The organism is Pseudomonas sp. Soil_N_39 (assembly GCF_057655955.1).
This window is the reverse complement of sequence record NZ_JBDGLI010000025.1, coordinates 15,679-35,090: the sequence shown is the minus strand read 5'-3', so window position 1 is coordinate 35,090 and position 19,412 is coordinate 15,679. Positions and strand designations below refer to the sequence as shown.

The following is a 19,412-nucleotide window of genomic DNA, read 5'->3' as shown; positions in this document are numbered from 1 at the left end:
GGACCGAGGCGCCTGGATCGCGAGCAAGCTTTGCTCCCACAGTGCTATCGCGCAGCCCTTGCTCCCCGACTCTTTGAGCGCATGTCGTAAACGCACCTTTGCGTGGCGTCCATAGGCATTTGACATGCCTGCGCCAGCCATACCATCGCATCCAAAGGGCACGACCGAATGGTCCGTGCCTCACCGAGACGAAAGGCGCACTGCCGCCGCTGGGAGAGACGCGATGTTCAGCAAACAAGATCAAATTCAAGGCTACGATGATGCGCTGCTGGCGGCGATGAACGCCGAAGAGCAACGCCAGGAAGATCACATCGAGCTGATCGCGTCGGAGAACTACACCAGCAAGCGCGTGATGGAGGCCCAGGGCAGCGGCCTGACCAACAAGTACGCCGAAGGTTATCCAGGCAAGCGCTACTACGGTGGCTGCGAGCACGTCGACAAAGTCGAAGCCCTGGCCATCGAGCGCGCCAAGCAGTTGTTCGGTGCCGATTACGCCAACGTCCAGCCGCACTCCGGGTCTTCGGCCAACAGCGCCGTGTACCTGGCCCTGCTGCAGGCCGGCGACACCATTCTGGGCATGAGCCTGGCCCACGGCGGTCACCTGACCCACGGTGCCAAAGTGTCGTCCTCGGGCAAGCTCTACAACGCGGTGCAATACGGCATCGACACCACCACCGGCCTGATCGACTACGACGAAGTCGAGCGCCTGGCGGTCGAGCACAAGCCGAAAATGATCGTCGCCGGTTTCTCCGCTTACTCCAAGACCCTGGATTTCCCACGTTTCCGCCAGATCGCCGACAAGGTCGGTGCCCTGCTGTTCGTCGACATGGCCCACGTGGCTGGCCTGGTTGCCGCCGGTCTGTACCCGAACCCGCTGCCTTACGCCGACGTGGTCACCACCACCACCCACAAGACCCTGCGCGGTCCCCGTGGCGGCCTGATCCTGGCCAAGGCCAACGAAGAAATCGAGAAGAAGCTCAACGCCGCGGTATTCCCGGGTGCCCAGGGCGGCCCGCTGATGCATGTGATCGCCGGCAAGGCGGTGTGCTTCAAGGAAGCGGCGGAGCCTGGCTTCAAGGCTTATCAGCAGCAAGTGATCGATAACGCCCAGGCCATGGCTGGCGTGTTCATCAAGCGCGGCTACGATGTAGTGTCCGGTGGCACCGATAACCACCTGTTCCTGGTCAGCCTGATCCGTCAGGGCCTGACCGGCAAGGATGCCGATGCTGCCCTGGGCCGCGCCCACATCACCGTCAACAAGAACGCCGTGCCGAACGACCCGCAATCGCCATTCGTGACTTCGGGCCTGCGCATCGGTACTCCGGCGGTGACCACCCGTGGCTTCAAGGTTACCCAGTGCGTCACGCTGGCCGGCTGGATCTGCGACATTCTCGATAACCTCGGCGATGCCGATGTCGAGGCCAATGTCGCCCAGCAAGTGGCGGCCCTGTGCGCGGACTTCCCGGTTTATCGCTGAGTCGGTTTTGGAGTAATGACTATGCAACGCTATTCGGGCTTCGGCCTCTTCAAACACTCACTCAGCCATCACGAAAACTGGCAGCGGATGTGGCGCACGCCGACCCCGAAAAAGGTCTACGACGTGGTCATCGTCGGCGGTGGCGGGCATGGTCTGGCGACCGCCTACTACCTGGCCAAGGAACACGGCATCACCAACGTGGCGGTGGTCGAGAAGGGCTGGTTGGGCGGCGGTAACACCGCGCGCAACACCACCATCGTGCGCTCCAACTACTTGTGGGACGAATCGGCCCACCTGTACGAACACGCGATGAAACTCTGGGAAGGCCTGTCCCAGGACCTGAACTACAACGTGATGTTCTCCCAGCGTGGCGTCTACAACCTGTGCCACACCCTGCAGGACATCCGTGATTCCGAGCGTCGCGTCAGTGCCAACCGCCTCAACGGCGTGGACGGCGAGCTGCTCAACGCCAAGCAAGTGGCCGACGAGATCCCGTACCTGGATTGCTCGAAAAACACCCGCTACCCGGTGATGGGCGCCACCGTCCAGCGTCGCGGCGGCGTGGCCCGTCACGATGCCGTGGCTTGGGGCTTTGCCCGGGCGGCGGACGCCTTGGGCGTGGACCTGATCCAGCAGACCGAAGTGATCGGTTTTCGCAAGGAAAACGGCGTGTGCATCGGCGTGGAAACCAATAAAGGTTTCATCGGCGCCAAGCGCGTCGGCGTGGTGACTGCCGGTAACTCCGGGCACATGGCCAAGCTCGCGGGCTTCCGCCTGCCGATCGAATCCCACCCGCTGCAAGCGTTGGTGTCCGAGCCGATCAAGCCGATCATCGACAGCGTGATCATGTCCAACGCCGTACACGGCTACATCAGCCAGTCCGACAAGGGCGACCTGGTGATCGGTGCCGGTATCGACGGCTACAACGGCTACGGCCAGCGTGGCTCGTACCCGGTGATCGAACACACGGTCCAGGCCATCGTCGAGATGTTCCCGGTGTTGTCCCGCGTACGCATGAACCGCCAGTGGGGCGGCATCGTCGACACCACGCCGGACGCCTGCCCGATCATCTCCAAGACCCCGGTGCCGAACATGTTCTTCAACTGCGGTTGGGGCACCGGCGGCTTCAAGGCCACCCCGGGCTCGGGCAACGTCTTCGCTGCCAGCCTGGCCAAGGGTGAAATGCACCCACTGGCCGCGCCGTTTTCCATCGACCGTTTCCACAACGGCGCACTGATCGACGAACACGGCGCTGCTGCCGTCGCCCACTAACAGGAGAAATCCCTATGTTGCACATCTTCTGTCCTCACTGCGGCGAACTGCGCTCCGAAGAGGAATTCCATGCATCCGGTCAGGCGCACATCCCGCGCCCGCTGGATCCGAACGCCTGCACCGACGCAGAGTGGGGCGACTACATGTTCTTCCGTGACAACCCACGCGGGTTGCACCATGAACTGTGGGACCACGTCGCCGGTTGCCGTCAGTATTTCAACGTGACCCGTGACACCGTGACCTACGAGATTCTCGAAACCTACAAGATCGGCCAAAAGCCGCAGTTCACCGACAAGGCTGACAGTCCGAAAGCGGCTGCACAGGCTCTGGGAGAGAAGGTATGAGCCAGATCAATCGCCTGTCCAACGGCGGACGGATCGACCGCAACAAAGCGCTGAGCTTCACCTTCAACGGCCAGACCTACAAAGGCTTCGAGGGCGATTCCCTGGCCGCTGCGCTGTTGGCCAACGGTGTCGACATCATCGGCCGCAGCTTCAAGTATTCGCGGCCGCGCGGCATCTTCGCCGCCGGTGCCGAAGAGCCGAACGCGGTGCTGCAGATCGGTGCCACCGAAGCCACGCAAATCCCTAACGTGCGTGCCACCCAACAGGCGCTGTACCAAGGCCTGGTCGCCACCAGCACCAACGGCTGGCCGAACGTCAACAACGACATGATGGGGATTCTCGGCAAGGTCGGCGGCAAGCTGATGCCGCCGGGCTTCTACTACAAAACCTTCATGTACCCGCAATCGTTCTGGATGACCTACGAGAAGTACATCCGCAAGGCCGCAGGGCTGGGTCGCTCGCCGACCGAGAACGATCCGGACACCTACGACTACATGAACCGTCACTGCGACGTGCTGATCGTCGGTGCTGGCCCTGCAGGCCTGGCCGCCGCGTTGGCCGCCGCTCGCAGTGGTGCGCGCGTCATCCTGGCCGATGAGCAGGAAGAGTTCGGCGGCAGCCTGCTCGACTCCCGCGAAAGCCTGGACGGCAAGCCGGCGACCGAATGGGTGGCCGCTGTTGTCGCTGAACTCAAGTCGATGCCGGACGTGGTACTGCTTCCACGCGCCACGGTGAACGGTTACCACGACCATAACTTCCTGACCATCCACGAGCGCCTCACCGATCACCTCGGCGACCGCGCACCGATCGGCCAGGTTCGCCAGCGCATCAACCGCGTTCGCGCCAAGCGCGTGGTGCTGGCGACCGGTGCCTGCGAGCGTCCACTGGTCTATGGCAACAACGACGTGCCGGGCAACATGCTGGCCGGCGCGGTGTCCACCTACGTGCGTCGCTACGGCGTGGCACCGGGCAAGAAACTGGTGCTGAGCACCAACAACGACCACGCCTATCGCGTGGCCCTGGACTGGTTCGACGCCGGCCTGCAAGTGGTGGCCGTGGCCGACGCCCGCAGCAACCCGCGTGGTGCGCTGGTGGAAGAAGCCCGCGCCAAGGGCATCCGCATCCTCACCGGCAGCGCCGTGGTCGAAGCCCGTGGCAGCAAGCGCGTCACCGGGGCACGTGTTGCCGCGATCGACGTTCGCGCTCACAAAGTCACTAGCCCCGGCGAATGGCTGGACTGCGACCTGGTGGCCAGCTCCGGCGGCTACAGCCCGGTGGTCCACCTGGCATCGCACCTGGGCGGCAAGCCGATCTGGCGTGAAGACATCCTCGGTTTCGTACCGGGCGAAGCACCGCAAAAGCGTGTGTGCGTTGGCGGTGTGAACGGCGTCTACAGTCTCGGCGACAGCTTGGCCGACGGTTTTGAAGGCGGCGTGCGCGCGGCCAGCGAAGCCGGCTTCAAAACGGTGGAGGGCGTGTTGCCCAAAGCCCTGAGCCGTCACGAAGAACCAACCCTGGCGCTGTTCCAGGTGCCTCACGAAAAATCCACTGCACGGGCGCCGAAGCAATTCGTCGACCTGCAGAACGACGTCACTGCCGCCGCCATCGAACTCGCTACCCGCGAAGGCTTCGAGTCGGTGGAACACGTCAAGCGCTACACCGCACTGGGCTTCGGTACCGACCAGGGCAAACTGGGCAACGTCAACGGCCTGGCCATCGCGGCCCGTTCGCTGAACGTGAGCATCCCGCAGATGGGCACCACCATGTTCCGTCCTAACTACACGCCGGTGACTTTCGGCGCGGTGGCTGGCCGGCACTGCGGGCACATCTTCGAACCGGTGCGCTTCACCGCGCTGCATGCATGGCATGTGAAAAACGGTGCCGAGTTCGAAGACGTCGGCCAGTGGAAGCGTCCTTGGTACTTCCCGAAGAACGGCGAAGACATGCATGCCGCGGTCAAGCGCGAATGCAAGGCCGTGCGTGACAGCGTTGGCCTGCTCGACGCCTCGACCCTGGGCAAGATCGACATCCAGGGCCCGGATGCCCGCGAGTTCCTCAACCGCGTGTACACCAACGCCTGGACCAAGCTCGACGTGGGCAAGGCCCGCTACGGCCTGATGTGCAAGGAAGACGGCATGGTCTTCGACGACGGCGTAACGGCCTGTCTGGCGGACAACCACTTCCTGATGACCACCACCACGGGCGGCGCGGCACGCGTGCTGCAATGGCTGGAAATCTATCACCAGACCGAATGGCCGGACCTGAAGGTGTACTTCACCTCGGTCACCGACCACTGGGCAACCATGACCCTGTCGGGTCCCAACAGCCGCAAGCTGTTGAGCGATGTCACCGACATCGACCTGGACAAGGACGCGTTCCCGTTCATGACCTGGAAGGAAGGCCTGGTGGGCGGCGTGCCGGCGCGGGTGTTCCGGATCTCGTTTACCGGTGAACTGTCGTACGAAATCAACGTGCAGGCCGACTACGCCATGGGCGTGCTCGAGCAGATCGCCGAGGCCGGGAAGAAGTACAACCTGACCCCGTATGGCACCGAGACCATGCACGTATTGCGGGCCGAGAAGGGCTTCATCATTGTCGGTCAGGACACGGACAGCTCGATGACGCCGGATGACTTGAACATGGGCTGGTGCGTCGGCCGGACCAAACCGTTCTCGTGGATCGGCTGGCGTGGCATGAATCGCGAAGATTGCGTGCGTGAAGACCGCAAGCAACTGGTGGGCCTCAAGCCGATCGACCCGAATGTCTGGCTGCCGGAAGGTGCGCAACTGGTGTTCAACACCAAGCAGGCGATCCCGATGACCATGGTCGGTCACGTGACCTCCAGCTACGCCCACAACTCGTTGGGTTATTCATTTGCCATGGGTGTGGTCAAGGGCGGCCTCAAGCGGATGGGCGAGCGAGTGTTTGCGCCATTGGCCGACGGCAGCGTGATCGAGGCAGAGATTGTTTCTTCGGTGTTCTTCGATCCGAAGGGGGATCGGCAGAACATTTAAACCTTAAGCCCTGTGGTGGGGGCATGTGGGAGCAAAGCTTGCTCGCGATGCAGGCGACACGGTAACCATCAGACCGCGTCATCGTTCATCGCGGGCAAGCCATGCTCCCACAGCCCCACGCATCGGCAGGTCAAAGCAGAATTCAAGACAGGTGCTCCATATGACCGCAGTCAACGTGTACCAACAACGCCCAACCACCGGGGCCAAGGCCGAGTCGTCGCTGCACCATGCCGACCTCGCCAGCCTGGTGGGCAAGGGTCGCAAGAACGCCGGCGTGACCGTGCGCGAGAAAAAACTCCTGGGTCACCTGACTATTCGTGGCGACGGCCACGACCCGGCGTTCGCCGCCGGCGTGCACAAGGCCCTGGGCCTGGAATTGCCAGGCGCCCTGGCCGTCATCGTCAAGGGTGAAACCAGCCTGCAATGGCTCGGCCCGGATGAATGGCTGCTGGTGGTGCCCACTGGCGAAGAGTTCGCCGCCGAGCAGAAACTGCGTGACGCCCTCGGCGACCTGCACATCCAGATCGTCAACGTCAGCGGCGGCCAGCAGATCCTCGAGCTGTCCGGCCCGAACGTGCGCGACGTGCTGATGAAATCCACCAGCTACGATGTACACCCAAGCAACTTCCCGGTGGGCAAGGCCGTGGGTACGGTGTTCGCCAAGTCGCAACTGGTGATCCGCCACACCGGCGAAGACACCTGGGAACTGGTGATCCGCCGCAGCTTCTCCGATTACTGGTGGCTGTGGTTGCAGGATGCCGCGTCGGAGTATGGGTTGAGCGTGCAGGCCTGAAGCACTGCAATCTTTGTGGGAGCGAAACTGTGGGAGCAAAGCTTGCTCGCGATACAGGCGCTTGAGTTCCAGATAGACCGCGTTGTTTTTATCGCGAGCAAGCTTTGCTCCCACAGATAAATCCTCCGCCACAGGTTCTGTGTGTGGCGGAGGGTTATCCATAACGAACAGGAGTCACCGCAATGAGCCGCGCCCCAGACACATGGATCTTGACTGCCGACTGCCCCAGCGTGCTCGGCACGGTGGACGCGGTGACCCGCTTTCTGTTCGAGCAGGGCTGCTATGTCACCGAGCACCATTCCTTCGACGACCGGCTCTCGGCGCGTTTCTTCATTCGCGTGGAGTTTCGCCAGCCCGACGGTTTTGACGAGCAGGCCTTTCGCGCCGGCCTGGCCGAGCGTGCGCAAGCCTTCGGCATGGTCTTCGAACTGACGCCGCCCAACTACCGGCCCAAAGTGGTGATCATGGTCTCCAAGGCCGATCACTGCCTCAACGATTTGCTCTACCGCCAGCGCATCGGCCAGTTGTCCATGGACGTGGTAGCCGTGGTCTCCAACCATCCCGACCTCAAGCCGTTGGCCGACTGGCACCAGATTCCCTACTACCATTTCCCCCTGGACCCGAACGACAAGCCGGCCCAGGAGCGACAGGTGTGGCAGGTGATCGAAGACACCGGTGCCGAGCTGGTGATCCTTGCCCGCTACATGCAAGTGCTGTCGCCGGAGTTGTGCCGCAAGCTCGACGGCAAGGCGATCAACATCCATCACTCGCTGCTGCCGGGCTTCAAGGGCGCCAAGCCGTATCACCAGGCCTACAACAAAGGCGTGAAACTGGTGGGCGCCACGGCGCACTACATCAACAACGACCTGGACGAGGGCCCGATCATCGCCCAGGGCGTGGAAGTGGTGGACCACAGTCACTATCCCGAAGACCTGATCGCCAAGGGCCGGGACATCGAAGGGCTGACCCTGGCCAGGGCCGTGGGGTATCACATCGAAAGAAGGGTGTTCTTGAACGCCAATCGCACGGTCGTTCTTTAGAACGACATCGCGAGCAAGCTCGCTCCCACAGGGAGTACGCGATCAACTGTGGGAGCGAGCTTGCTCGCGATGAGGCCCTTCAGACAACAAAGAAACAAGACACAAGCACTACCCGAGCAATCAACGCGCTGCCTGCCTGGGCAACGCAGTTCCACAAAAACAACAGCGAGGTGAAAGCATGTCTGGTAATCGTGGTGTCGTGTATCTCGGCAACGGCAAGGTCGAAGTACAGAAAATCGACTATCCAAAAATGCAGGACCCGCGCGGCAGGAAGATTGAGCACGGTGTCATCCTGCGCGTGGTCTCCACCAACATCTGCGGCTCCGACCAGCACATGGTCCGCGGTCGTACCACTGCCCAGACCGGCCTGGTCCTGGGGCACGAGATCACCGGTGAAGTGATCGAAAAGGGCAGCGACGTCGAGAACCTGAAAATCGGTGACCTGGTGTCGGTGCCGTTCAACGTCGCTTGCGGGCGCTGCCGTTCCTGCAAGGAGCAACACACTGGCGTCTGCCTGACCGTCAACCCGGCCCGTGCCGGCGGTGCCTACGGTTATGTGGACATGGGCGACTGGACCGGCGGCCAAGCTGAATACGTGCTGGTGCCATACGCCGACTTCAACCTGCTGAAACTGCCGGACCGCGACAAGGCCATGGAGAAAATCCGCGACCTGACCTGCCTGTCCGACATTCTGCCGACCGGCTACCACGGCGCCGTCACCGCCGGTGTTGGCCCTGGCAGCACGGTCTACATCGCTGGTGCCGGCCCGGTTGGCCTGGCGGCCGCCGCTTCCGCGCGCCTGTTGGGCGCGGCGGTGGTGATCATCGGCGACGTCAACCCGGTTCGCCTGGCTCACGCCAAGGCCCAGGGTTTCGAAATTGCCGACCTCTCCACCGACACCCCGTTGCACGAACAGATCGCCGCGCTGCTGGGCGAGCCTGAAGTCGACTGTGCCGTCGATGCGGTAGGCTTCGAAGCCCGCGGCCATGGCCATGACGGCGTCAAGCACGAAGCCCCGGCCACCGTGCTCAACTCGTTGATGGGCGTGGTCCGCGTCGCCGGCAAGATCGGCATCCCCGGCCTCTACGTCACCGAAGACCCGGGCGCCGTCGATGCGGCGGCCAAAATGGGCAGCCTGAGCATCCGCTTCGGCCTGGGCTGGGCCAAATCCCACAGCTTCCACACCGGCCAGACCCCGGTGATGAAGTACAACCGCCAACTGATGCAGGCGATCATGTGGGACCGCATCAACATTGCTGAAATCGTTGGCGTGCAGGTGATCAGCCTGGATGACGCGCCGAAGGGTTATGGCGAGTTCGATGCGGGCGTGCCGAAGAAGTTTGTGATTGATCCGCATAAGTTGTTCAGTGCGGCGTAAGGTTGGAAGCAAGACGGGAGAAGGGCGACAGTGATGTCGCCCTTTTTTTCTGGATTTTTTTTCAGTAGTTGTAAGGGTAGGGCAGAGCACGGCTTGTGACTCGTCGGCGTGGATCGACTCTTGAACGAAGCAACTACAGATAAATATTATGATTCTGTTTTGCTCGGCAAAATAAAGCTTAAGTTTGATTGCGTATATGTCGTGAGTGCTGCATTGTCCACTCGTAAGTAGGGGGCTCACCTGGAGAGGTAAAAAAGAATGATGTTTTTTGGAAGGCCTCGTTAGTCATTTGCTTGATTCCCACTTGATACCTGTGCAGATTGGCCTTGTAAGCAGCTCTAGCTTCTAGCGTTGTTTGAATGAGTTGGCGGAGTTCTTCTATTTTGGATCTAAAGTTGGTAGGGTTGTTTAATTGTTTGGCTAGGAATTTTTCGTTTTGGATTATCTGGCTGTTGGCTTTCCATAGTTTTAATTCGATTGTGTCAACGCGTAAAATTTCATGCTCCGGGCCTATGGGTAGTATTAGAAACTCCTCTGTAGGGGATGCGAGTATGTCTTTTATATCGGGCGATGCCGGAAGTGTTATGCCGTAAACGCCTGTGGTTGAGACCGAACTTTGAGTGCCTATGGTTGTGGTTGAATTCCAGCGTTGAATGTCTATGGTCGTAGCTGGGGGCGGTCTTCTTATAATTCTTAGGCGTCTCAATACAGGCTTTAAAAAATTTGGTATATGTCCTGTCGGATCGCTTCGATTCACCGGGTCCCCAGCACAGTATCCATACCCATTCAATCCACCCTTTCCAAATGGACTCAAATTGTCCGGGCTGTTGAATCTCATCAACACTGGGTTAAACGCCCGATAACCATTCCCCAATAAATAGTGCCCGGTCACCGGGTCCGGCCGTTCGCCGTTGAAGCCGAGCAGGCTGAGCAAGCCGCTTTGCGCAGCGTGATGACCGTAGGGGGTGTAGGCGAGGGGATGAGGTTGCGTGGCATCGAGCGCATGCAATACCGAGCGTTGCTGATCGGTGCCCAGCAAGGTGGTTTCGACGACGCCATCCTGGCGCTGTTGTTGGGCCAGGAGCTGGTCGTCCTGCTGGAAAATCGATCGTTGTACCGAGCCCTGGATTTCGCTGGTCAGACGCTCCTTCAGGTAGAAGCGCTGGGTGCGGGCCTGGGCCGATGGCGTGGAATCGGCCAGGCGATCCAGTGGGTCGTAGCGGTAACGGCAGAGCAAGGTTTCATCTGTGGAGGACATGGGCTTTGCTCTGTGAGAAATACAGATAGCACTATCATGTTCAGGCAGAAGGCCGGTTGTCTAGCTAGCAGAAATGTTAGGTGCGGCTGCGTGGTCTATCTCCAACGATAGACCTAATTACTTATCGGCTTGGTTCTCTTATTGAGCTGGCTTCTTGCGCAATTTTTTGATGCACATTGGCATTGGCATTGGCATTGGCATTGTTTTGGATGGAGGCGGTGGACGAGTGCTTTTTATATGCTGCACTTGGTTGAACAGGTGGTTTTTTTTTCTGCGATATTCCCAGAATAGTTAAAAGGTTTCCTTTTATCTTCGGCCACAGCGGGCCGGCTTGTCGCGCGGTGCGTAGGGCGATGACACCGCGGGCAGCGGCTCCTCCCACTAACGCAGCCGTGCCTGCGGCCGAAACATAGGCTCCCATCGGCCTGTCTGCCAGCTGCATGATTGCTCCGACAGCACTAGCTATGGACCCAGACAGACTGATACGGGTAGCCCCCAGCGCAGCTCCCGCCACTTTAGGCCCTAGAATCATCCCCGCAGGAACAATGGTGTGCAGTGCAACAATTAAACCGCGTTGTACGGCAGTCAATATTGATATGGCGAACTCGCCCGTTGGGTCTGCGTGGTTAATAGGGTCTCCCAAAGCATAGGCGTAAGCGTTTACTCCACCTTTATTAAATGGGCTGCGCCTGTCCGGGCTATTGAACCGCATCAACACCGGATTGAACGCTCGATAACCATTGCCCAACAAATAATGCCTGGTCACTGGGTCCGGCCGTTCGCCGTTGAAGCCCAGCAGGCTGAGCAAGTCGTTTTCCGCAGAGCGGTGGCCGTAGGGGGTGTAAGCGAGAGGATGAGGCTGTGTGGCATCGAGCGCATGCAATACCGAGCGTTGCAGGTCGGTGGTGAGCAAGGTGGTTTCGACAGCGTCATTCTGGCGCTGCTGTTGCGCCAGGAGTTGCTCGTCCTGCTGGAAAATCGATCGTTGTACCGAACCCTGGATTTCGCTGATCAGGCGCTCCTTCAGATAGAAACGCTGGGTGCGGGCCTGGGCCGATGGTGTGCAATCGGCCAAGCGATCCAGTGGGTCGTAATGGTAGCGGCAGAGCAGCGTTTTGCGGTTCGCCGACATGGGGTCGTTCTCTGGAATGGAAGTCGCTTTATTCCGGCGTCACTCTCGTGGCCTGCATGCCTTTGTCGCTCTTCTCGATTTCAAAGAAGACCGTTTGCTTCTGTTTCAATGTTCTATAACCCTCGCCGGCTATCGCCGAGTAATGAACGAACAAGTCCTCGCCTCCTTTGCCGCAGGTAATGAAGCCATAGCCCTTTGCATCGTTAAACCATTTAACGGTTCCTTTGATTCGGTCGTTCATTTTTATTATTCCTGTTTGCCCGAATGATGAAAGGCACAGGGACTGTGGTTTGCCCATAGCCTTGTTTTTTCGTTGTCACGGCTGCAGCTTAGGGACCGTATGAACAGCTGCCTACTGTCAACGTTGACAGTAGGCAAGACCGAGAGGGAATAAGGGCTTGCGCGTTGATAGTCGGATGACTGCCGCCGCGGTCAGGCCATGGCGTGTGCCTGCAAGCGTCGGCCAATCACATCCAGCACATCGCAGCCGTCGCGCAACGGAATCGCCAGGAGCAGGGCGAAGTCGTGGAGGACGACGGCGTCGGAACTGAGCTCTTCGCGAAAGGCGATGTTTTCCAACAGTTGGGTCACGGCACGGATGCGGTAGGCGGCGGTTTCGTGGAGGACGTCGAGGGGGGCTTGGGTGTCGATGAGCAGGGCAGCGGGGGAGCAGTCGACTCCGGTGAGGGGCATGTATCGGTTCATGGCTAGAGCCTTTATTGATTAATAAAATTTGGACTTCAGGCCGTAGTGTTTCGAGTCGCCAAACCCGAGTCGCCATGTGGACGACGGGACGAACTATAGGCATCGCCGATTGGCTGGAGCAAGGCTCGCTGTTGCGAGGGATTTCCCAAGTAGTTGTAAGATTTTTAGTCGTGAGTATTCACGTATGTACACCGCCCCATTGTGGCGAGGGAGCTTGCTCCCGCTCGAGTGCGAAGCGCTCGCCGTTGGTATCCGAGAAGCGGGGGCCGCTTCGCAGCCCAGCGGGAGCAAGCTCCCTCGCCACGGTTACTGCCGGGCCGTTGCGGTCTCGACCCGTTCGCAGAATTCAGGGTAGAACCCTTTGGCGCTAGGGCCTTGGCAATAGGTTTGCGCCTGGGCCAGGGCGTCGGCGCTGAAACTCAGGCTGCGAGGCATGCCGGCAAAGGTTTCGTAGCCGCCTTGTTGGGTCTTGATGGCGTCAAACCCCCGCATGTCGTAGACCAGTTCCACGTCATCATCGGCAAGGATCCGCGCCTTGACCGTCACTTGCGTGTACTGCTTGCCCCCTGGCGCACCATTGAGCGCCGCCAGGCCGTGGCCGACAACCCGCAGCATATGCGGAACCCAGGGCTCGCAGTCATCCGCGCAAGTGCCAGGACGGTAGCGCACGGTCAGCGTGTGTTGGTCGCCGGTCACCTCGGTCAGGGTCGGGTCGGAGCGCTTGATGCGGTGCTCGATGGTCATCCAGGTCTTTTGTTCTTCGCTGGTGCCATCGGCCAGTTCTGGATTCAGCGGGCCGCGCTGGCATTCGTTGACGCCCAGGACGATGAGCATGCCGGTCAGGATGACCGCGAGGGTGGCGCCGCCGATTTTTACGTTCATGGACACACTCTGCTGGAGGAAACCGCACTGTACGGTAAATGGTGCAGGCGATGGCAGAGTGCTTAGAGTGGTTGTACTGGAACAGTGACGCGGTTGCCATTACCGATCAATAAATCAAGTTGAAATAGTCGCCGTCCATCAACCTGCACATTCGGGTATCCGCGCTTTCGCAGCGATTGCTCACCCACTTTGAAAAGGCCGGTTCCAGGATTTGTTGCTCTTCCAACTTCAGATTGATTGCCCCGTACCTGCACGTGATGGTCGCTCGGGTGGCCGCATGCTCGTCGTCATCTCTATGGATAACGTACTCGGCCCCTTCGAATTGCAACGATACCGGGTCGACCACGTCCACCAGGCTTTCGCTTTCCCATTCGTGCTCGTCCTGTACATCGACGAAGAAAATATCTTCCACCGATTCGATGTTTCTATGGATGTCAGTGACGGCGGGGCAGGTTATTTCACCGGCATGGACGGGGCCGATAATCAGCAAAAGCAAGATCGCGCCTCCAGCCAGTATTTTTTTCATGTGCCAGGCTCCAGGGCTCAGTTCGACGATTCACGGCTTGGTCGGGCGGGCTACTGTCTATGTTGGCAATCATTTATGTCAATTTAGAACTGTATAGGGATATTTGGTAACTTTTGGCTATATAAAAAGTGCAGGTTTCGTTAAATTCAGACGCTTCTGACGGCCTATGAAGAATTTTCTGTAATGGCTATCGGCCACCCATGTAATACGTTTAGGAACAATCATCGTCCGTACCAGTCCAACGCACGCTTTACGCCGCTCTTTATGGGCGGCTTTTTCATGCTCAAGAGGATGTCCCGGATGAAGGTTTCACGAGGTTTTGCACTGTCTTGGTTGTTGATACTGGCCGCCAGCCCGGCCTTCGCGCAGTTCAGCCTCAGCGATGCCGCCAATGTGGTGTCGGCCATGCAGGGCAGCTCGGGTGAGGAAGAGGGCGCCGTAGCCGCCGCGCCGAAAGCGGCCGGGTTGCTCAACACCCTGGGATCGGAACTCAAGATCACGCCGGAACAAGCCATCGGCGGCGCCGGTGCGATGCTGGGGCTGGCGAAGAATCGGCTCAGCGAGCCGCAGTTTTCCGAGTTGAGCAAGAGTGTGCCGGGCCTGGATCAGATCGCCGGAAACAGCGCCATCGGCGGGCTCAATGGCCTGGGCGGTTTGCTCGGTGGCGGGTCGGACAAAAATGCCTTGCTCGACGGCCTGCTGGGTAACGTCAAGGACACCGGTGACCTGAACAATGCCTTCAGCGCGCTGGGCATGGACAGCGGCATGATCGGCCAGTTTGCCCCGATTATTCTGCAGTACCTTGGTCAACAGGGGGTTGCCGGTTCGTTGTTGCAGAACCTGGGCGGTATTTGGGGGAGCGGCGCGGGGGTGTGATGAGGGTGGCGACATCTAAAATCCGCCACGGGGTATCAGAATTTCAAGCTGAAGTAGTCGGTGTTCATCCGTCTACATGTGTTGGTGTCCCGGCTGGCGCAACGGTTGGCCGCTGAGGGCAAAGACGTCGGCTGATAATCCAGCGTGAGATTGTTCTCGCCGTAATTGCAAGTGATGGTCACTCTCCTCTGTGTCAATTCATCTTCGTCGGGTTCATGGATCGCGAACTCGGCGTCGTTGAGTTGCTGTACCGCTGGGTTGGCCTCCTGTTCCAGGTCCTGACCCTGCCATTGGCGGTCATCCTGGATTTCTACTGTTTCAGTGGTGCCATGGATCTGTATCGCAGCCGGACAAGTGACTTCTCCGGCATGAACATGGCCGATGATCAGCAGGCACATTCCAGCGCCGCCGTCAGTTATAAAGTTTCGCATTGGGTTGTCTCCACAATGTGTCCCGGCGACATGTTTGCGGCTGTGGCTGGCGAGGGATACTGTCAGAGTTGACAGTTTTTTATGTTGATTTGGAATTAAAATTTGCTGTTTTTACTCGTGGCGGTTGCTAAATGAGTTCGGCAAGCTTGGGCAAAATAATCTGGGCTGATCAGGCCCCGTTTTGCACCAAAAGTTAGAAAATCAGATTAAATGGGCTTGCTGATCTCTTGGTCGAGACTCGTTAACGTTATTTCCTGACGCGTCCTGTTGGTGAGTCTTGCCCTGATTGTTCGCTAACAGCAGATCGGAAAAGTAAGCCGGTTTCACCATAGGCATAGTCAATATCTAATTGGTTTATTGCAAGTGGAGAGTGTGGGAATTCACGGTGATATACCCAGGCGGCAGTACTGAAATCTCTGTGTAATTCTTGGATTCTCCATTCAAGTTTGTTGACTTCGGCTTGGAAGTGTTGCTGGTTGTTTGCGAGTAGCTGGTGTTGTGACTCTATTGTCTTCTGCTGCTGTTCGATGATGTTTTTTTGTGAATCGATTATTTGCATTAATTCATCTTGCTGCGCAGCGGTGTGGGGTGCGGATTTCTGAAGTGGGATTGGATTTAGACTTTCCCTTAATGTGCTTACCTCTGGCTCCTTTCCTAGAATGAGTTTTATGTTTTGTCGTATCCATTGCCATCTCAACCCCGGCACATGCCCGGTCCGGTCCTCCCTGTTTGTAGGGTCTCCCCAGCAATACGCATACGCATTCAACCCACCCTTTCCAAACGGACTCCAACTGTCCGGGCTGTTAAACCGCATCAACACCGGATTGAACCCGCGATACCCATTCCCCAACAAATAATGCCCGGTCACCGGATCCGGCCGTTCGCCGTTAAACCCAAGCAAACTGAGCAAGCCGTTTCCCGCTGGGCAATGGCCATAGGGTGTATAGGCGAGGGGATGAAGCCGGTTCGCATCGAGTACATTCAACACCGAGCGCTGCTGATCGGTCGCCAACAGGGTCGTATCGACCTTCGCATTCTCGCGCCGAAGTTGCGCCAATAACTGGTCGTCATGCTGGAAAACGCTTCGCTGCACGGCACCCTGTATCTCCGTCGCCAATCGGCTCTTGCAGTAAAACCGCTGAATTCCAGCTTCAGCAGAAGGCGCACAATCGACCAGACGATCCAGCGGGTCGTAGCGGTAGCGGCACAACACGGTTTCACGAGGGGCAAAAGGCATGCTCCGAACTCCATGCAAGATTCAAAAAACCGGACCTCCAGCATCGGAGGTTTTTCAGCGGTTGCTCACTATCGAAACTGCTAATGTTTGGGGGGCAAGCATCAAAGACTATCGGCCGAGCTTCGATCTTTGTCATCCTCCGACTGGTTTTTATCCCTCGCGTATAAATTCCTGTACATCGGTGATATCAGAGAATTTTATTTTTGTCGCCCGAGGCGGACTAAAGTCCTTGATTTTGTTTTGATTGTGAAATTTGCGGGCGACATTGAAGTATTGTTTTTTTAAAGGTCGTCTCATTTCTGAGTTTTCTATTGTCTTTGCTATTATTTGTGATTCTGTTAGTTGAGGGTTGGTAGAGCTAGCGGGGATGTATGAGGGGTCAATACGAATTCTTTTTTGACGGAGGCTCTCTAGCTCGCCAGGCAGTGTGAGTAGCTCTTCGGGTCTCCCATCCTTTGGAGTCGTTATTTGTAGGTTTTTTATAGTGTTGTCTTGGGCTTGAATGAGTGACGAGTTTAACGAGTGTGAGCTTGGTTGGGTCGCGATAACTGTTGGTGTTTGAATCGTGGTTTTGTGGGCTTTTGGAACTCTATTGAATAGTCTCCTAAAGTATTTCCCGATCCTCCAAACATGCCCTGATGGATCCACGCGGTTTCTCGGGTCCCCTGCGCAATAGCCATACGCATTCACCCCCCCTTCCCCAAACGGACTCCAACTATCCGGGCTGTTAAACCGCATCAACACCGGATTAAACCCCCGATACCCAATTCCCAACAAATAATGCTCCGTCACCCGATCCGGCCGTTCGCCGTTAAACCCAAGCAAACTGAGCAAGCCGTTTCCCGGTGGACGATGGCCATAAGGTGTATAGGCGAGGGGATGGAGCCGGTTCGCATCGAGTACATTCAACACCGACCGCTGCTGATCGGTCGCCAACAGGGTCGTATCGACCTTCGCATTCTCGCGCCGAAGTTGCGCCAATAACTGGTCGTCATGCTGGAAAATACTACGCTGCACCGCGCCCTGTATCTCCGTGGCCAATCGGCTCTTGCAGTAAAAGCGCTGAATACCGGACTCAGCAGAAGGCGCACTATGGACCAGGCGATCCAGCGGGTCGTAGCGGTAATGGCACAATACGGTTTCGCCAGAAGTGGAAGGCATGCTCTGTGCTCCGTGCAAGGTCCAAAAACCGAGCCTCTAGCATCGGAGCTTTCTCAGCCGCTGCCTACTATCAGAACTGTTAGGTTCCAATCCCTTCGTTGCGCAACTCAGCGATGCGCCGGTCCTTTTCAGTCCAGAGCTTATTAACCCAGTCCTGCACGTGCTGGCGAAACACCGGGTCGTTTTCGTAGTCGCCCTGCCACAACGCCGGGTCCAGTTCGCGGGTCTGGATGTCGATGATGACCCGCGGCACCGCGCCGCTGATCAAGTCCCAGAACCCGGGAATGCGCGCTTGCGGATAGACCACGGTCACGTCCAGTACCGCGTCCAGTTGCTCGCCCATGGCCGCCAGCACGAACGCCACGCCACCGGCCTTGGGCTTGAGCAGGTGGGTGAAGGGCGATCGCTGTTGTTGGCTTTTGGTGGCGGTGAAGCGGGTGCCTTCGAGGTAGTTGACCACGGTGACCGGTTGGCGCTTGAACAGCTCGCAGGCGGCCTTGGTGATTTCCAGGTCTTTGCCGGCCAGTTCCGGATTTTTCGCCAGGAACGCCTTGGTGTAGCGTTTCATGAAGGGGTAATCCAGTGCCCACCAGGCCAGCCCCAGGAACGGCACCCAGATCAGTTCCTTCTTGAGGAAGAACTTGAAGAACGGCGTGCGCCGGTTGAGGGTCTGGACGAGGGCGGGGATGTCCACCCAGGATTGGTGATTGCTGATCACCAGGTAAGACGTATCGCTGCGCAGCTCTGCGCCGCCGCGGATGTCCCAGTGGGTGGGGATGCACAGGGCAAAGATCAGCTTGTCGATCTCGGCCCAGGTCTCGGCGATCCACATCACCGCCCACGAGGCATAGTCGCGAAAGCGCCCGGGCAGGACCAGTTTGAGCAGGGCGAACACCATCAGCGGCCCGAACAGCACCAGGGTGTTGAGCAACAGCAGCAGGGTGACGAAACAGCCGGTGAGCAGGCGGCGCATAGATGACTCTTGCAAACGGGTGGGCGGGCCATGATAAGCAAGCTTCAGGTGGTAGGCCAAATCCGTGTGGACGAAAGTTTCACTTGGGCTTGGCTAAACTGGGCTGGCTTTTTGTGGCGAGGGGATTTATCCCCGTTGGGTTGCGAAGCAACCCCCAAAACAGTCAACTCGAATAGCCAGGTGTACCGCGATGTCAGGCTCTCAGGGGGCGCTTCGCACCCCAGCGGGGATGAATCCCCTCGCCACAGAGGTAGCGCTTGGCTGGAGTTTCTCTTGACCATTGCTATCGAAATCAACCGAACGAATTCATCAGCCACGGTCTAAAACCCCACTCCCACAATGGAAGCCCTAACTCCATGAAGTCAGTCCTCGCCCTGCTTTCCCTGATAGCCCTTCCAGTGCTGGCCGCCGAGCCGACCCTGTACGGGCGCTATGAGTACATCGCGCTGCCGGAAATCGGCGGTCAAGTGCTCAAGGCCAAGATGGACACCGGCGCCCTGACCGCCTCGCTGTCAGCCAAGGACATCGAGACCTTTACCCGTGACGGCGATGATTGGGTGCGCTTCCGCCTGGCGACCAAGGATGCGGACAACAAGGTCTACGAACACAAGATCGCCCGCATCAGCAAGATCAAGACCCGTTCCGAAGAGGATGAGGACGACGACGAAAAAATCGCCCCCACCAAGCGCCCGGTGGTCGATCTGGAGCTGTGCCTGGGTAATGTCAAGCGCACCGTTGAGGTCAACCTGACCGACCGCAGCAGTTTCAATTACCCGCTGTTAATCGGTGCCAAGGCATTGCGTGAGTTCGGCGCGGCGGTGAACCCGGCGCGGCGGTTTACGGCGGATAAGCCGGACTGCTGATGGTCGGAGATAACCATGGAGTAGTCCAGAATGCCGATCAAGACCCCTAA

At 58.5% G+C, this 19,412-nt stretch carries 19 protein-coding genes; 9 read left to right on the top strand and 10 right to left on the bottom strand.

Annotation, left to right across the window (positions count from 1 at the left end; all coding sequences use genetic code 11):
- Window positions 1–223: 223 nt before the first annotated feature.
- The 7 genes from glyA (at window position 224) to fdhA (ending at window position 9,318) form a co-directional block, all read left to right on the top strand.
- The gene (glyA, locus tag AC3A5O_RS26380) at window positions 224–1,477 is read left to right on the top strand and encodes a serine hydroxymethyltransferase (RefSeq protein WP_003206308.1); all 1,254 of its coding nucleotides are present in this window, start codon (window positions 224–226) and stop codon (window positions 1,475–1,477) included.
- Window positions 1,478–1,498: 21 nt separating this feature from the next.
- Window positions 1,499–2,749, top strand: a complete 1,251-nt coding sequence (locus tag AC3A5O_RS26375) for a sarcosine oxidase subunit beta (protein WP_003177603.1) — start codon at window positions 1,499–1,501, stop codon at window positions 2,747–2,749.
- A 14-nt stretch (window positions 2,750–2,763) separates the two neighbouring features.
- On the top strand, window positions 2,764–3,093 hold the full coding sequence (locus tag AC3A5O_RS26370) for a sarcosine oxidase subunit delta (RefSeq protein ID WP_122566624.1): 330 nt from the start codon (window positions 2,764–2,766) through the stop codon (window positions 3,091–3,093).
- Window positions 3,090–6,107 (top strand): sarcosine oxidase subunit alpha, encoded by a 3,018-nt coding sequence (locus tag AC3A5O_RS26365; RefSeq protein ID WP_305468716.1) that lies wholly within the window; start codon window positions 3,090–3,092, stop codon window positions 6,105–6,107. The genes AC3A5O_RS26370 and AC3A5O_RS26365 overlap by 4 nt, the downstream gene beginning before the upstream one ends.
- Window positions 6,108–6,267: 160 nt before the next feature.
- Window positions 6,268–6,900, top strand: coding sequence for a sarcosine oxidase subunit gamma (locus AC3A5O_RS26360; RefSeq protein ID WP_487753927.1), 633 nt, complete (start codon window positions 6,268–6,270; stop codon window positions 6,898–6,900).
- Between the two features lie 182 nt (window positions 6,901–7,082).
- Window positions 7,083–7,940: a formyltetrahydrofolate deformylase gene (purU, locus tag AC3A5O_RS26355; RefSeq protein WP_060740301.1), complete on the top strand. Its 858-nt coding sequence runs from the start codon at window positions 7,083–7,085 to the stop codon at window positions 7,938–7,940.
- Between the two features lie 178 nt (window positions 7,941–8,118).
- Window positions 8,119–9,318, top strand: a complete 1,200-nt coding sequence (gene fdhA / locus AC3A5O_RS26350; protein ID WP_122566627.1) for a formaldehyde dehydrogenase, glutathione-independent — start codon at window positions 8,119–8,121, stop codon at window positions 9,316–9,318.
- A gap of 178 nt (window positions 9,319–9,496) precedes the next feature.
- Here fdhA and AC3A5O_RS26345 read toward each other — a convergent pair whose 3' ends face one another.
- From AC3A5O_RS26345 to AC3A5O_RS26320, 6 genes are all read right to left on the bottom strand, one after another.
- Complete coding sequence (locus tag AC3A5O_RS26345; RefSeq protein ID WP_487753926.1) at window positions 9,497–10,576, bottom strand: RHS repeat-associated core domain-containing protein; 1,080 nt, start codon at window positions 10,574–10,576, stop codon at window positions 9,497–9,499.
- Between the two features lie 121 nt (window positions 10,577–10,697).
- Window positions 10,698–11,708: an RHS repeat-associated core domain-containing protein gene (locus AC3A5O_RS26340; protein WP_487753925.1), complete on the bottom strand. Its 1,011-nt coding sequence runs from the start codon at window positions 11,706–11,708 to the stop codon at window positions 10,698–10,700.
- Between the two features lie 28 nt (window positions 11,709–11,736).
- Entirely contained in the window at window positions 11,737–11,949 is a 213-nt protein-coding gene (locus AC3A5O_RS26335; RefSeq protein ID WP_122566629.1) for a cold-shock protein, read from the bottom strand.
- Window positions 11,950–12,140: 191 nt separating this feature from the next.
- Window positions 12,141–12,413 (bottom strand): hypothetical protein, encoded by a 273-nt coding sequence (locus tag AC3A5O_RS26330; protein ID WP_053182600.1) that lies wholly within the window; start codon window positions 12,411–12,413, stop codon window positions 12,141–12,143.
- A 306-nt stretch (window positions 12,414–12,719) separates the two neighbouring features.
- A complete protein-coding gene (locus tag AC3A5O_RS26325; RefSeq protein ID WP_305468713.1) occupies window positions 12,720–13,295 on the bottom strand; it encodes a hypothetical protein in 576 nt (191 codons plus the stop codon).
- Between the two features lie 106 nt (window positions 13,296–13,401).
- Window positions 13,402–13,821, bottom strand: a complete 420-nt coding sequence (locus AC3A5O_RS26320) for a DUF3757 domain-containing protein (protein ID WP_305468712.1) — start codon at window positions 13,819–13,821, stop codon at window positions 13,402–13,404.
- A gap of 300 nt (window positions 13,822–14,121) precedes the next feature.
- Between AC3A5O_RS26320 and AC3A5O_RS26315 the strand changes: the two genes are divergently transcribed.
- Window positions 14,122–14,697 (top strand): DUF2780 domain-containing protein, encoded by a 576-nt coding sequence (locus tag AC3A5O_RS26315; RefSeq protein ID WP_305468711.1) that lies wholly within the window; start codon window positions 14,122–14,124, stop codon window positions 14,695–14,697.
- Between the two features lie 35 nt (window positions 14,698–14,732).
- Here the strand turns inward: AC3A5O_RS26315 and AC3A5O_RS26310 are convergent, their stop codons facing one another.
- From AC3A5O_RS26310 to yihG, 4 genes are all read right to left on the bottom strand, one after another.
- On the bottom strand, window positions 14,733–15,128 hold the full coding sequence (locus AC3A5O_RS26310) for a DUF3757 domain-containing protein (protein WP_305468710.1): 396 nt from the start codon (window positions 15,126–15,128) through the stop codon (window positions 14,733–14,735).
- 247 nt (window positions 15,129–15,375) lie between these two features.
- Window positions 15,376–16,365 (bottom strand): RHS repeat-associated core domain-containing protein, encoded by a 990-nt coding sequence (locus tag AC3A5O_RS26305; RefSeq protein ID WP_305468709.1) that lies wholly within the window; start codon window positions 16,363–16,365, stop codon window positions 15,376–15,378.
- Between the two features lie 150 nt (window positions 16,366–16,515).
- Window positions 16,516–17,526: an RHS repeat-associated core domain-containing protein gene (locus tag AC3A5O_RS26300; RefSeq protein WP_305468708.1), complete on the bottom strand. Its 1,011-nt coding sequence runs from the start codon at window positions 17,524–17,526 to the stop codon at window positions 16,516–16,518.
- 79 nt (window positions 17,527–17,605) lie between these two features.
- Window positions 17,606–18,499 carry a 1-acylglycerol-3-phosphate O-acyltransferase, YihG family gene (gene yihG, locus AC3A5O_RS26295; RefSeq protein WP_305468707.1) on the bottom strand — a complete coding sequence of 298 codons (894 nt, stop codon included), beginning with the start codon at window positions 18,497–18,499 and terminating at the stop codon, window positions 17,606–17,608.
- Window positions 18,500–18,855: 356 nt separating this feature from the next.
- Between yihG and rloA2 the strand changes: the two genes are divergently transcribed.
- Complete coding sequence (rloA2, locus tag AC3A5O_RS26290) at window positions 18,856–19,362, top strand: retropepsin-like aspartic peptidase RloA2 (protein ID WP_122566636.1); 507 nt, start codon at window positions 18,856–18,858, stop codon at window positions 19,360–19,362.
- Window positions 19,363–19,412: the final 50 nt, after the last annotated feature.